At 48.9% G+C, this 13,632-nt stretch carries 12 protein-coding genes and 1 rRNA gene; 9 read left to right on the forward strand and 4 right to left on the reverse strand.

Going from position 1 to position 13,632, the window contains the following annotated elements:
- Positions 1-209 precede the first annotated feature (209 nt).
- Both AC1DF0_RS11330 and AC1DF0_RS11335 read right to left on the reverse strand, forming a co-directional pair.
- Positions 210-1,655, reverse strand: a complete 1,446-nt coding sequence (locus AC1DF0_RS11330; RefSeq protein WP_477573973.1) for a SpoVR family protein — start codon at positions 1,653-1,655, stop codon at positions 210-212.
- 59 nt (positions 1,656-1,714) lie between these two features.
- Positions 1,715-1,942: a SpoVR family protein gene (locus AC1DF0_RS11335; protein ID WP_477573974.1), complete on the reverse strand. Its 228-nt coding sequence runs from the start codon at positions 1,940-1,942 to the stop codon at positions 1,715-1,717.
- 227 nt (positions 1,943-2,169) lie between these two features.
- On the opposite strand from AC1DF0_RS11335, the gene AC1DF0_RS11340 reads away from it, so the two are divergent.
- The gene (locus AC1DF0_RS11340; RefSeq protein WP_477573987.1) at positions 2,170-2,577 is read left to right on the forward strand and encodes a cupin domain-containing protein; all 408 of its coding nucleotides are present in this window, start codon (positions 2,170-2,172) and stop codon (positions 2,575-2,577) included.
- Positions 2,578-2,689: 112 nt separating this feature from the next.
- Complete coding sequence (locus AC1DF0_RS11345; RefSeq protein WP_337104131.1) at positions 2,690-2,956, forward strand: metal-sensitive transcriptional regulator; 267 nt, start codon at positions 2,690-2,692, stop codon at positions 2,954-2,956.
- A gap of 77 nt (positions 2,957-3,033) precedes the next feature.
- Here the strand turns inward: AC1DF0_RS11345 and AC1DF0_RS11350 are convergent, their stop codons facing one another.
- A complete protein-coding gene (locus tag AC1DF0_RS11350) occupies positions 3,034-3,942 on the reverse strand; it encodes a sensor domain-containing diguanylate cyclase (protein WP_477573975.1) in 909 nt (302 codons plus the stop codon).
- Positions 3,943-4,268: 326 nt separating this feature from the next.
- Here AC1DF0_RS11350 and arfA point away from each other — a divergent pair, with 326 nt between their 5' ends.
- The 6 genes from arfA (at position 4,269) to AC1DF0_RS11380 (ending at position 12,114) form a co-directional block, all read left to right on the forward strand.
- Entirely contained in the window at positions 4,269-5,780 is a 1,512-nt protein-coding gene (gene arfA, locus AC1DF0_RS11355; RefSeq protein ID WP_477573976.1) for an arabinosylfuranosidase ArfA, read from the forward strand.
- Between the two features lie 174 nt (positions 5,781-5,954).
- Positions 5,955-6,875 carry an ArsR/SmtB family transcription factor gene (locus tag AC1DF0_RS11360; protein ID WP_442050371.1) on the forward strand — a complete coding sequence of 307 codons (921 nt, stop codon included), beginning with the start codon at positions 5,955-5,957 and terminating at the stop codon, positions 6,873-6,875.
- A 140-nt stretch (positions 6,876-7,015) separates the two neighbouring features.
- Positions 7,016-8,746 carry an ABC transporter ATP-binding protein gene (locus AC1DF0_RS11365; RefSeq protein WP_477573977.1) on the forward strand — a complete coding sequence of 577 codons (1,731 nt, stop codon included), beginning with the start codon at positions 7,016-7,018 and terminating at the stop codon, positions 8,744-8,746.
- Positions 8,739-10,601, forward strand: a complete 1,863-nt coding sequence (locus AC1DF0_RS11370) for an ABC transporter ATP-binding protein (protein WP_477573978.1) — start codon at positions 8,739-8,741, stop codon at positions 10,599-10,601. The genes AC1DF0_RS11365 and AC1DF0_RS11370 overlap by 8 nt, the downstream gene beginning before the upstream one ends.
- 138 nt (positions 10,602-10,739) lie before the next feature.
- Positions 10,740-11,342 (forward strand): adenylyl-sulfate kinase, encoded by a 603-nt coding sequence (cysC, locus tag AC1DF0_RS11375; RefSeq protein WP_442050374.1) that lies wholly within the window; start codon positions 10,740-10,742, stop codon positions 11,340-11,342.
- Positions 11,343-11,541: 199 nt separating this feature from the next.
- Entirely contained in the window at positions 11,542-12,114 is a 573-nt protein-coding gene (locus tag AC1DF0_RS11380; protein WP_442050375.1) for a YkvA family protein, read from the forward strand.
- A 69-nt stretch (positions 12,115-12,183) separates the two neighbouring features.
- On the opposite strand, the gene glsA is transcribed toward AC1DF0_RS11380, so the two are convergent.
- On the reverse strand, positions 12,184-13,125 hold the full coding sequence (gene glsA / locus AC1DF0_RS11385; protein ID WP_442050376.1) for a glutaminase A: 942 nt from the start codon (positions 13,123-13,125) through the stop codon (positions 12,184-12,186).
- Between the two features lie 396 nt (positions 13,126-13,521).
- On the opposite strand from glsA, the gene AC1DF0_RS11390 reads away from it, so the two are divergent.
- Positions 13,522-13,632 (forward strand): 16S ribosomal RNA (locus AC1DF0_RS11390); the annotation flags it as partial.

Raw genomic sequence — 13,632 nt, forward strand, 5'->3', positions numbered from 1 at the left:
CGGTATGAGGAAGTTTCGCCTAAGTCTGGCGCTGCTTGTCTTTAGGCACTTATTGAGGTTTGTTGTCGATATGAATAAAGGATCTATGAGATCGAATGAAAATGAACGCGAGGTGAAAGGTTATACGCTAGGGGCGGCATTAAGTAGAAAAGATTTTTGAGAGATGAAGTGATAAAGGTGACCAATCGTGATTGGTCACCTTTTATATACTATAGAAACTTCCGACTAGTCTTCTTCCCATCGCAACTGAATACGATCTTCTTATCCTCGACAAATGTCTCCAAATGGACGTTTTTACCCCATAACTGCACGACATAAGGGAGTGTGCGTTCCACGTATTTGAGGTCGAGCTCCGTGCCTTCGTAGTTATGGCTCAGATATAGTTCCCCAACACGGTTGAAGTCACCATCCTTGACGTATAGGCTAGGAAAGCCGCCGTTTACTTTAGAATATACAAGCTGTTCGCGTATGTTTTCCCAAGACTTGTCAGTTATTTTCCACTCCGGTCCCTTTTTCTCGAAAATGTACAAATCTAGATCATCAACGAGCTCCTTCGTTAAATAGTTGCGGAGGAAGGAGATATCGGAATCGAACTCTCGCACCTCGAAAATTTTTTCCCGGCCTTGGCCTGGTTGGCGACCAAAACGAATTATTTCCTCTTTCGTCGGTTTATCCCAGCGGCGCTCGATATCTTCGAAAATTTTAAGCCCCAAATAGTATGGATTGAGGCTGTTCCTTGAGGGGACAACAACGGAAGAGTTGAGCTTGGCAAATTCAATGGTCTCGTCGCTTGTCAGATCGAGCTCGCGTATAATGCGCTGATGCCAATAGGAAGCCCAGCCTTCGTTCATGATTTTCGTTTCGATTTGCGGCCAGAAATAAAGCATCTCGTCACGCAACATCGACATGATGTCCCGCTGCCAATCCTCCAGAATCGGCGAGTATTCTTCAATAAACCATACGATGTCTTTCTCGGGCTCCGGTGGGAAGCGCTTGATCTCGGACGCTTTCGCAGCTGCTTCGCGCTCTGCGATCAGCTCCGGGTCAAGATCCCATAAATCGCCATAGGCGGAAGGTGCCTCATATCCGGAGGAGCGCTCCTTCTCCTTCTGAATCATCTCAATGTACCGTTTCTTATCCAGCTGATACGGCTTAATAAGCGTCGGATCGACATGCTCCTGAATAGCGAGAATCGCATCGATGAACTTCTCAACCGCCTCCGTACCGTGATCCATTTCATATTGGCTAATGCGTTCAGCGGTAGCAGACATGCTCTCGACCATGTTTCGGTTAGACACGCCGAATCGGGCATTGTTTTTAAAGAAATCGCAGTGTGCGAGTACGTGGGCGACGATTAGTTTGTTCTGGATTAAGGAATTGCCTTCGAGTAGAAAGGCGTAGCAGGGGTTGGAATTAATGACTAGTTCATAGATTTTGCTGAGACCGAAGTCGTATTGCATTTTCATTCGATTGAAATTTTTTCCGAAGCTCCAATGAGAAAAGCGAGTGGGCATTCCGTATGCTCCGAAAGTATAAATAATGTCGGCTGGACAAATTTCATAACGCATGGGGTAGAAATCTAATCCAAAACCTTGCGCAATCTCAGTAATTTCTTCGATCGATCGCTCCAAGGCACGTATCTCATCCTGATTCATGGGAATCCCTCCGCAAGTAAAATACGTTTCATAAGAATATTATGGATAGAAAGGGTAGATTATACAGTACGGCTGGTTCTGGTATGGTTTTCATTTTTATTATTATTCGTCTTGCCGAAGCTCCAATGCGAGAACCTTGTCGGCATGCCGTAAGCGCCGAACGTATAAATAATGTCCGCCGGACATATTTCGTAACGCATCGGGTAAAAATCGAGTCCAAAGCCTTGCGCGATCTCGGTTATCTCATCGATGGAACGCTCCAATGCGCGTATCTCATCCTGGTTCATCCGTCATCCCTCCGCATTCGAAAATACGATTCATACCATATGTATGTCATTGGGATTTTTAATATGCGGATCTCTTAGCTAAGGGCTGTTTTATTAAGGGATAGGCTCTTACCTATTTTACAACCGTACTGGTAGGCGGCTGCATAGGATAAAGGAATGAAATTACGATGAGGAGAATGATCGTGTATCCTATAAATAATACCAACTGGAATCCTTACAATGAATACATGAGAATAACGGATTATGGACAAAGGCCATTAGTAGTGGATATCGAACAGGCTGCGGAGCAAAACGATACTTACCGAACGGCGCTATGGACAGGGAAGTACTTTCAAGTTACCCTAATGAGCATTAACGTTGGAGATGATATCGGACTTGAAGTTCATCCAACGACGGATCAATTCATTCGGATAGAGGAAGGCCAGGGACTTGTCCAAATGGGTGATCGTAAAGAAATATTGGATTTTCAAGTTATGGCTCGTGACGGCTATGCAATTATGGTGCCGGCTGGCATATGGCACAACGTAACCAATACAGGGAACACGCCGCTTAAAGTATACGTTATCTATGCGCCTCCACACCATCCATTCGGCACGGTACAACAAACAAAGGCAGATGCATTGTCTGCTGAATAGCGATCCGGTTCGATTTTTCATCCTACTCGCTCACATAATACTGGATTGGCCTCCCGATTTGCGTTATCTTATACGTATACAGGTATAGGACAGATCAGAGGAGCTGATGCAAGTGGCTTATCACTATAATGATGAGATGAAGAAACGGCTTCGCCGTCTAGAAGGACAAGTTCGAGGCGTGCTAAGACTGATGGAAGAAGAGAAGAACTGCAAGGATGTCATCACTCAGCTGTCGGCAGTCCGTAACGCGGCAGACAAAGCGATCGCGCAGATCGTAGCTGAGAACCTGCAGCAGTGCATCCTGGAGGAGCAGCAATCCGGCGGAGACACGAACAAAGTAGTGAAGGAAGCGATCGAGCTGCTAGTGAAGAGCCGTTAAAAAAAGTTAGAATCAAAATAAAGAACCTGCAAGAGGAACGACCTTCCGCTGCGATCATCGCAGCCGTCGCTTCCATCTTACAGGTTCTTCTCGTTTTGTTTGATGCCGTACATCGCTTGGTCAGCGTCGCTGATAAGCTCCTTTAAGCTGGAACCAAGACCGTAGTTCGCGCTGATGCCAATGCTCGCGGATACTTGAATGGTATGGTCGCGAATAAGGAACGGCTCCTTGATCGAGTCTCTGATTTTGCCGGCTACGAATTCGATGTCATTGTTGTCCACAAGATGCTGGAAGCAGATGAGGAATTCGTCGCCTCCGTAACGGACGAGAACATCGCTCTTGCGCACACCCTGCTTTAGCCGGGCAGCAATCTCGAGCAGCAGCAGGTCGCCGACGTCATGACCGTAGGTATCGTTCACGTCCTTGAAGTCATCAATGTCGATGAACATTACGCTGAACTGCTTGTCTGCCCCGTTCTGATAGAGATGGCTTAGGTAGCGCCGGTTATACAGTCCTGTCAGACTGTCGGTAACGCTAGCATTCTCTAACTCAATGACATAGCCAAGGATAGCGGCCAAAGACTTCACGAGGGAGAGCTGCTGCTCATTCAGCTCAATCGGCTCGCTCCCTAGCAAGCAGATCGCACCAACCGCGTCATTGCTGCTTGTCTTGACGGCAACGCCAACCATAGAGCGCTGAGCAAGCTGTGCCGCTGCGGGGAGTCCAGCCAGTCTTGAATCGTCAGACAAGTCGTTAATCATAAGATGGGGGGCGTTATGGCTATGATCAATGATGAGCTTGCAGAGCGGTGTCAGTAAAGATTGCGGTATCGGATCCGAATCATCGCTGCGATTGAACGCTTTCAGGATGCGATTGGAAGCTATATCGGATGTTGCGATCAGGATCATGTTCACTTGAAGGAAATGCTTTAATGTGTCTAAGATATGTTCGGCTGCATCTTCTAGTGAGCGGTCGTAACTGCTCATGTTCTCAACTCCTGCCGTAGTGTTGAAACAAGGGAATTCCCTTCTTATTCCATAGTAGTCGAAAAGACATATATACTCAAGGCTGAATTCACATTTAATTGGGGATTTTGCACTATGTTTTTTGGTATAAATAGTAAGCGTATCAAGGAGGTTGGAAAAACACAGTACAATACTCATTGGATAAACGAAAACATTAATTCAGTTACCTTTAAAATTAATGCTTGAATTAATTCTTATCTTATTGTTAAATGAATTTATGAAAGGGTTATCATCGCGTAATCTAATTAATTCTTTTATTAACATTAACTAAAATGAGGTGTAAACGGATGGCAAGCAACAAGGCAACGATGATCGTAGACAAGGACTTTATTGTCGGGGAAGTAGATAAACGTATTTATGGTTCATTCATTGAACATTTGGGACGCGCCGTATATGGCGGCATTTATGAAGCGGATCATCCGACGGCGGATGAGCAAGGCTTCCGTTCGGACGTTATTGAACTCGTGAGAGGCCTTGATGTACCGATCGTTCGTTATCCTGGCGGCAACTTTGTATCCGGATACAACTGGGAAGATGGCGTTGGCCCGCTTGATCAACGTCCAAGAAGGCTTGAGCTGGCATGGAGAACGATTGAACCGAACTGGATCGGCTTTAATGAATTTATGGATTGGTGCAAGAAGGTTGGTACGGATGCAATGATGGCCGTCAACCTCGGTACGCGCGGCATTGACGAAGCACGCAACCTAATCGAATATTCGAATCATAAATCCGGCTCGTATTGGAGCGATCTTCGCATCTCGCACGGCTACAAGGATCCGCATAACGTGAAGACTTGGTGCCTCGGCAATGAAATGGACGGCCCTTGGCAGATCGGCCATAAGACGGCTTATGAATATGGACGGCTGGCGAATGAGACCGGCAAAGCCATGCGCTGGGTAGACCCGACGATTGAGCTCGTTGCTTGCGGCAGTTCTTACAACGGAATGCCGACTTACCCTGAATGGGAAGCAACTGTTCTGGACCTTTCGTATGATACGGTTGACTATATTTCGATTCACCAATATTATGGCAACAGGGATAAAGATTCGCAAAACTTCCTTGCGCTCTCACTGGGCATGGATGAATATATCGATACGGTAATTGCTACTTGCGATTACATCAAATCGAAGAAACGCAGCAAGAAAAAAATTAATCTTTCGTTCGACGAGTGGAATGTATGGTATCATTCCAACGAACAGGACAGCAAGATCGATTCATGGTCGATTGCCCCTCCGCAGCTTGAAGATATCTACAACCACGAGGATGCGCTGCTTGTCGGCTGTATGCTGATCAGCATGCTGAAGCGTGCAGACCGCGTGAAGATGGCGTGTCTTGCCCAATTAGTTAACGTTATTGCTCCGATCATGACGGAGAACGGCGGCGCGGCATGGAAGCAAACGATCTATTATCCATATATGCATGCCAGCATCTTCGGCCGCGGAACGGTACTTGTGCCGCTCGTAAAGTCGCCGAAGCATGATACGAAGCAGTATACGGATGTTCCTTACTTGGAATCCGTTGCCGTGCATAATGAAGAGAAGAACGAAGTAACCATATTCGCGGTTAACCGTCATCTGTCCGAGTCGCTCTCCTTCGAGATCGATCTGCGAAGCTTCGGCGCTTTCCAGCTTATCGAGCATATCGTGCTCGAAAATGATGACCTGAAAGCATCCAATACGGCTGCGAATCCGGACAACGTGAAGCCGCATACGGCGGGCAACGCTACGATTACGGACAACGGCAAGATCGAAGCGCAGCTTGCCAAAGCTTCGTGGAACGTGATCCGCATTAAGTTGTAATCGCAAGCACGATTGGCTTCAAAAGTTGCATGGGGTGTCCCAAGCTGCAATCGCGGCTTATGGGATGCCCCTCTGTTGTCAGAACCGGGAGCTGTGCAAAGACGCAGCTAACGGTTCGTGCGTAGCGACAGCCGTTTACGCTTGTATAATGGAAGAAGGAGGCGATCCAAACAAATGATTCATGCAAATACCGATTCGGAATGGCTTCCATTATATGAAGCGTTAGCGAGCCAAGTGCGCTTATCTATCATTAATCTGTTGTCGAGTAAACCGATGAACGTGAAAGAGCTTGCCGAATCGCTCGGACTAAGCAGCGCCATCGTAACGATGCATGTGAAGAAGCTGGAGAAGGCGGGGCTAGTCCATACGAAAATGGTCCGAAAGGATGGCGGCACGCACAAAATTTGCTCGCTTGCCGAAAGAACGATTGCGATCGAGCTGCCTCATCCGATCCCCGATGTGAAGAAAATGCATGAGATTAGCGTGCCCGTCGGACATTATACGCAGTTCGAGGTACATCCGACATGCGGTATCGCTACGGTTGACAAGACGATCGGTCAATATGACGATCCGCGCTTCTTCCTCGAGCCGGAGCGCATGAACGCAGGCATTCTTTGGTTCGGCAAAGGTTTCGTCGAGTACAAAGTGCCGAATTATTTGCTGCCGGGTCAGAAGCCGTTGGCGCTTGAGATTGTGCTTGAGATCGGGTCGGAAGCGCCTGGCATTAATGAGAACTATCCTTCCGACATATACTTTGAATTGAACGGCAAAGACATGGGCACCTGGACAAGCCCCGGCGATTACGGTGACGTAAGAGGGCGATATACGCCATCTTGGTGGCTGGACAGCGTGAATCAATACGGGCTGCTCAAGGTGATTCGCATTCAGGAGGACGGCACGTTAATAGACGGCCAGCATATGTCCGATATGTCGATCGGAGAGATTGGCCTTGACCGTAACTTTTGGACGTTCAGCATAGGAGTGAAGGATGAAGCTGCTCATGTCGGCGGTCTAACCTTGTACGGCAAAGGCTTCGGCAATTACAATCAAGATATTTTGTTCCGTGTATTCTATGAGGACGCCCGCAGCAACTAAGGCGGCATTGTGACGGATAATAGAAGCTCCTATTCGCATCGACGGGTAGGAGTTTTCCTCGTTGCGTGATTTTTATAAATGCCAATTCGCGCATAAATCGATATAATAGGAAGAGCAGCATGAAAGCGGGAGGTGCAGGAATGCGTACAATGTTCTCTTTTTTGCAAAAGTATAAGGCAGCGACAGCTGTGGCGCTCTTGCTTATGTTGACGGAGCTTATGGTCGAGTTAATCCAGCCGTTCATTATATCCAAAATCATAGATAAAGGCATTGGCAACGACAATATGACAGTCGTTCTTCAGTGGGGTGGGGTACTGGTTGGATGCTCGGTCATTGCTTTCGGCGTCGGTATTGTAAGCTCGTTTTATGCGTCCCATGTCAGCCAAAGCTTCGGCTTTGACGTGAGAGAGCGGTTATACGAGAAAGTGCAATCGTTTTCTTTTGCGAATTTCAATCGTTTTCCGGAGTCCTCGCTTATTACGCGGTTAACGAATGATGTGATGCAGCTTCAGAATACGGTGTTCATGGGACTGCGGATCATGCTTCGCGCACCTCTGCTCGTTATCGGCAGTGTAGTGATGGCATTCATCGTGCATCCGAAGCTGGCGTTGTTCCTCGCGGCAGGCATACCGTTTCTAGGCGTATTTCTCGTATGGGTGTTGCAAAGGGGCGAGAAGCTGTTTCGCTCCGTGCAGCAGCAGCTTGACGGGGTGAACGGCGTGATGCAGCAAAATTTAAGCGGCATGCGGCTCATACGCGTGTTCGTTCGAATGAAGCATGAAGCGACCAGATTCGCCTCCTCGAGCGAGCGGCTAATGGAGAAGACAGTCGCTGCGATGAGGCTGACCGAGACAACGATGCCGATTATATTGCTCGTTATGAATACATGCGTGTTGACTGTACTGTGGTTCGGACGTTTCGAGCTGGACCGAAGCGGAGCGAGCGTCGGCGAGGTTGTCGCAATCGTCAACTATGCGATGCGGACGACGGGCGCGTTGTCGATTCTCTCGATGATTATTGTGAACTTCTCGCGCGCCAGGGCATCGGCTCAGCGCGTGGAAGAGGTGCTGATGACCGACATCGATCTGCTCGATACGGAAGAGAGCGATAAGGAGGCAAGGCTTAGAGCGGGAGACGTTTCGTTCGAAGGGGTTTCCTTCCGCTACCCGGATACGGGCGAGCATGTATTGGAAGCGATTACGTTCGAGGCGAAGGCAGGCGACACAGTAGCGATTATGGGTGCGACCGGTTCCGGCAAAACGTCGCTTATGCAGCTCATTCCGAGGCTGTACGATTTGGATGAAGGTATTATTCGTCTAGATGGTATCGATAATCGGCAGCTGAAGCTAACCCAGCTTCGCGGTCAGATCGGATATGTGCCGCAAGATATTATGCTGTTTACCGGTACTGTTGCCGACAATATTCGCTGGGGTAAGGAAGATGCCACCCAGGAAGAAATTGAACAGGCGGCTAAGCTGGCACAAATTCACGACACCATCATGAAGCTGCCTTTGCAATATGAGACTATCGTCGGCCAGAAGGGCGTTAATTTGTCCGGTGGGCAGAAGCAGCGGCTTACGATTGCCCGCGCGCTTGTGCGGCAGCCGGTCATTCTGCTTCTTGACGATAGTACGAGTGCGCTCGATGTTCAGACGGAAGCGAGGCTTCTCGCTGCTCTTAAGCAGATGCATTGCACAACGTTCCTTATCACGCAAAAAATAAGCACAACGATAGGCGCCGATACCGTATTGCTGCTTGATGACGGTAGGCTTCTCGCTCAAGGCACGCATGAGCAATTATTGAATGGTTCTAATCTGTATCGGCGAATCTTTGAATCGCAGTTCGGGAAGGAGGGCGTGTCCAATGCTTAACCAATTGAAGCGGCCATTCCAATACGAACGACCCGAACGAGCGGCTGAGGCTAAGACCGGAGCCGGAGACAAGGCGGAAGCGCCGAAGAAGAAGCCGCGTGCCCGTAACGCCTCACTCACGCTGAAGCGAATGGGCGGCTATCTGATGCAATATAAAGGCCGATTATCTGCTGTTGTGGCAATGGTCGTGCTAAGCTCGGCATTATCGCTGCTTGGCCCGTATTTGGCGGGGAAGGCCGTTGACCGATTCCTCATCGATCGCGACAGCGGGTTTATCACTTTCCTCGCACTTATGGCAGTGGTATACGGCATGCATTCCTTAACGATGTGGCTGCAAAGCATATGGATGATTACGATTTCGCAGAAGACCGTCTACCAGATGCGTGTTCTGTTGTTCAATCAACTGCACCGGTTGCCGATTCCTTATTTCGCTAAGCGTCAGCAAGGCGAACTGATGAGCCGCGTGACGAATGACATCGAGAATGTCAGCTCTTCGCTTAACAGCTCGGTTATTCAATTGCTGTCCAGCGTATTGCTGCTCATTGGAACGGTATCCGTCATGCTGTCGCTTAGCCCGCTGCTTACGCTGCTGACTTTCCTTATCGTTCCGCTAATGGTGTACGGAATGAAGTGGATCACGAACCAGACGAGCAAGCTGTTCAAGTCGCAGCAGCGCAATCTTGGCGATCTCAATGGTTATATAGAAGAAACGCTCTCCGGTCAGCGTATCGTCAAGGCGTTCTCACAGGAGCAGAACGTCATATCCTCCTTCCGCATCCGCAATGAACGGATACGGGTGTCTGGTTTCTGGGCTCAGACGATTTCAGGCTTCATTCCGAAGCTGATGAACGCGCTCAACAATCTAAGTTTTGCTATCGTTGCCGGCGTTGGAGCGATTCTTGCTCTGCAAGGCTCGATTTCGGTGGGCGTCATTATTATTTTCGCCGAATATGCGAGGCAGTTCACAAGACCGCTTAACGATTTGGCTAACCAATGGAACACACTGCTGTCGGCCATTGCGGGCGCGGAGCGGGTGTTCGACGTACTCGACGAGGAAGAAGAGTGCAAGGACGAAGGCGAAGCAGCCGTCCTCGACATTGTGAAAGGCGACATCTCTTTCGATCGCGTATCATTCTCCTATGGAGAGGGAGCTCAGACGCTTAGAGAGGTGAGCTTCAAAGCTTCGCCAGGAGAGACGATTGCGTTAGTTGGTCCGACCGGAGCTGGCAAAACAACGTTAATTCAGCTGCTGTGCCGATTCTATGAACCGAGCGGCGGCCGGATTATGATCGACGGCCGCGATACGAACAGCTGTACGCGCGAGAGCCTGCGCTCGCATATGGCGTTCGTACTGCAGGATCCGTTTTTATTCGAGGGAACGGTGCGCGACAATATTCGTTACGGAAGGCTGGACGCAACCGACGAGGAGATTGAACAGGCAGCGAAGCTTGCTAACGCGCATTCTTTTATTACAAGACTTCGCGGCGGCTACGATGCACTGCTTAAGCTCGATGGCAGCGGGATAAGCCAAGGTCAGAAGCAGTTACTCGCCATTGCTAGAGCGATACTGGCCGATCCGTCTATACTCCTGCTTGATGAAGCGACAAGCAGCATCGATACCGTTACGGAAATCAAAATTCAAGAAGCGCTGCAGCGCCTTATGCAAGGACGCACCAGCTTCGTGATTGCCCATCGTTTGAATACGATCCAGCAAGCCGACAAAATCGTCGTGCTGCAGGACGGTGCTTTGACAGAGATCGGATCCCATGATGAACTGCTAGCCAATAAAGGGTTCTATAGCAAACTCTTCAATGGACAACTGGACAGCACCGTATTAAGCGGCGCACATTCCTAGCTTTAACTCGGCCTTCTGTTCTCGCCTATTAAACTCCAAATCAGCATACGTACAATCGATAGAGAAGCGCTTGCCATACTATGGCGTAGCAGCTGAATATTGCAGGACGTGAGCTAGAGTAGGGAGGAATAGGAGAGAGTGGCCGAACGAGACGACCATATCAAGTGGCATAGTTACAATGTTACGAAGGAGCTGTACAATCGCAGATTTGGACATATGAGCGGCGTCATATGGATAACCGGGCTATCAGGTTCTGGCAAGTCTTCGATCGCGAACGAGCTGAATACGATGCTTTATGAGCGCCATATTTATAGCATCGTGCTGGACGGCGACAATTTGAGGACAGGGCTCAACAAAGATTTAGGCTTCAGCGCCAAGGATCGAAGCGAAAATGTGCGCCGTACGGCCGAAGTAGCGAAGCTGCTCGTCCAGGCTGGCGCACTCGTCATTGTTGCGCTCGTATCCCCGATAAAAGCGGATCGTGATATGGCAAAATCGATGTTCGAGGAAGGCGAGTTCGTCGAGGTGTACGCGGATTGCCCGCTTGCTGTATGCGAGCAACGCGACCCGAAGGGTCTATATAGAAAAGCGAGAGCGAATGAGATTGCTCATTTTACGGGTATTTCCTCACCCTATGAGCCTCCTAGCAATCCTGATATCCGTCTCAGCTCTGACTTATTGTCGGTCAAGCAGGCTGCGGGAACTATTATGTATTACTTATTCGAAAATACGAGTGTTTGAACGAGAGCTGGCATTTGTTCATATGCCCGATATACTTGACTTAACCGCCTATATGGCGGTTTTTTGCATGAAAGGACGGCTCTTGCCTTTGACGCTTAAGTATTGTCGATTAAGAATGAAACTTCACGATGATTTCCAAGTATAACAGTGTAAGAAGAAAGAAGTGGTTGGAGAGAGGGTTTCATTAGGAGGCGACGTCATGACAACAATAGAATGTTTGGAATGCGGAAGAAGCAATGAGGTAGATACGGACAAGGTGCTGACTGAAGGATGCGCGTATTGCGGCAGCAAACTGGTTGAAGAAGCGGTTCCTTATGAGGTATCGACGAGCGAGCTCGAAGAGACGCTTCAAGGAGAGGCGACGGGGACGGTTTCGCCTAGTGAGGTTGACGTGAATAAGTGGGTCGGCAAAATCGGCGATCACGATAAGCAGGTCAAATACGTAGAGGAAGGCTTCTGGGCGAAGGTGAAGCGACATGCGGCTAAAGTGCCTTTTGCCAAGGAGGTCGTCACACTGTATTACTGCTCGGTCGATGCGAAGACGCCGTTATCGGCTAAGGTGACTGCGATAGGTGCGCTTGCCTATTGGATCATGCCTATCGATCTTATTCCCGACTTCATTCCTGTTGCGGGTTTCGTAGACGATGCTACCGCAGTATTGATTGCCTATAAGGCGATCAGCGGTCAGATTACCGATGAGCATCGAGAGAAGGCGGAGCAATTTTTTGTCCTTAGCAAAAATGTTAAGCTTATCGACCGTACCGCTAAATGAATAGAAGGCTGCCGACATGCTGGACGTAATCTAGTCCTTGTCGGCAGCCTTCTTCTATTCCATGATGGGTTAGAACAAGCTCCAGTCAAAATGCTGCGACATCTTCTGAAGCAAGTCCACGCCAGCGATGCTGTTTCCTTTGCGATTAAGTGACGGGCCGACGAGCCCGATGCCGTATTTCCCAGGCACGATGGTCAGAATGCCGCCTGACACGCCGCTCTTCGCAGGCAGCCCGACTTGAATCGCGAATTCGCCGGATGCATTGTACATGCCGCATGTCGTCATGAACGTTTTGGCGATTTGAACGTAACGCCGCGGAATCAACTGTTTTCCTGTTCGCGGATTTACGCCGTCACTTGCCAACACGAGAGCCATGCTCGCCAAGTCGGCACAGGTTACGCTGATCGAGCAATGCCGGAAGTAAACGTCAAGCACATCCTCTACTTCGCCATTAAGCACACCGTTATCCTTCAGCAGATACGCCATGGATCGATTCAAGTTAGCCGTCTCCGATTCGGAACGGTATACGTCATAGTCGTAATCGAGCGTTTCGTTACCGGCTAGCATTCGGAAGAAATGAAGCACGCGGGCAGACTTGTCTAGTGAATGTTCTCCTGCAATTAATGACGATATAGCGATTGCTCCTGCATTAATAAGCGGGTTGAATGGGATTCCGGGCTGTACGAGCTCGAGCTTAAGCATCGAGTTGAAGTTGTCTCCGGTAGGCTCCATGCCTACTTTGCTGAACACCGCCTCTTCGCCGTTATCGAGCAGTGCCAAGATGAGCGTGAATATTTTGGAGATGCTCTGCATGGTAAATGATAGACCGCAATCGCCAGCCGATATAGAGCGTCCTTGTCCATCAAGAATATGAATGCCAAGTGCTTCTATAGGAGCCTTGGATAGCTCTGGGATATAGGAGGCCACCTTGCCTTCCGTGCCATGGCGGCGACTTTCCTCTACCCATTGGGGCAGCTTGATGCGAAGCTGATCAAATTCCTCTGATGTCATTGCCCGTGTCCTCCTTATTAACGATACGAATTAGTATATGCGAATCTATTCGACAGCCGTTTATTGTTTTCCTACTATATAGTTGTTAAAACCAGTATTGACTGACATCGGCCATATCGTATAAAATGCCGTTTGTGGCAAAAAGTTAAAATGTGCTGTGGAGAAAGCAATTAGAAGGCCGTTTTAACGAATATCATAATCTTTTTAAAAAAGTTTATAAAAAAGCTTGACCAAGTTATATAGGCCATGGTATATTCTAATTCCGGCCGAGAGAAACACACGCCGGACACGAAAGAAAGATTGTTCTTTGAAAACTGAACAACGAGCGAAACTGCCAGTTAAGAAGCTTCGGCTTCTGACTAAAGCAATACAAAGTAATGAGCAAGTCGAACTACCTTTATGGAGAGTTTGATCCTGGCTCAGGACGAACGCTGGCGGCGTGCCTAATACATGCAAGTCGAGCGGAGTTATTCCTTCGGGGATGACTTAGCGGCGGACGGGTGAGTA

The organism is Paenibacillus sp. 05T425, assembly GCF_056396205.1.

Excerpts from the sequence above, each read along its gene's own strand:
- AC1DF0_RS11330 (WP_477573973.1), bottom strand. The coding sequence starts at position 1,655 with ATGAATCAGGATGAGATACGTGCCTTGGAGCGATCGATCGAAGAAATT.
- AC1DF0_RS11335 (WP_477573974.1), bottom strand. The coding sequence starts at position 1,942 with ATGAACCAGGATGAGATACGCGCATTGGAGCGTTCCATCGATGAGATA.
- AC1DF0_RS11340 (WP_477573987.1), top strand. The coding sequence starts at position 2,170 with ATGAGAATAACGGATTATGGACAAAGGCCATTAGTAGTGGATATCGAA.
- AC1DF0_RS11350 (WP_477573975.1), bottom strand. The coding sequence starts at position 3,942 with ATGAGCAGTTACGACCGCTCACTAGAAGATGCAGCCGAACATATCTTA.
- arfA (WP_477573976.1), top strand. The coding sequence starts at position 4,269 with ATGGCAAGCAACAAGGCAACGATGATCGTAGACAAGGACTTTATTGTC.
- AC1DF0_RS11360 (WP_442050371.1), top strand. The coding sequence starts at position 5,955 with ATGATTCATGCAAATACCGATTCGGAATGGCTTCCATTATATGAAGCG.
- AC1DF0_RS11365 (WP_477573977.1), top strand. The coding sequence starts at position 7,016 with ATGCGTACAATGTTCTCTTTTTTGCAAAAGTATAAGGCAGCGACAGCT.
- AC1DF0_RS11370 (WP_477573978.1), top strand. The coding sequence starts at position 8,739 with ATGCTTAACCAATTGAAGCGGCCATTCCAATACGAACGACCCGAACGA.
- AC1DF0_RS11380 (WP_442050375.1), top strand. The coding sequence starts at position 11,542 with ATGACAACAATAGAATGTTTGGAATGCGGAAGAAGCAATGAGGTAGAT.
- glsA (WP_442050376.1), bottom strand. The coding sequence starts at position 13,125 with ATGACATCAGAGGAATTTGATCAGCTTCGCATCAAGCTGCCCCAATGG.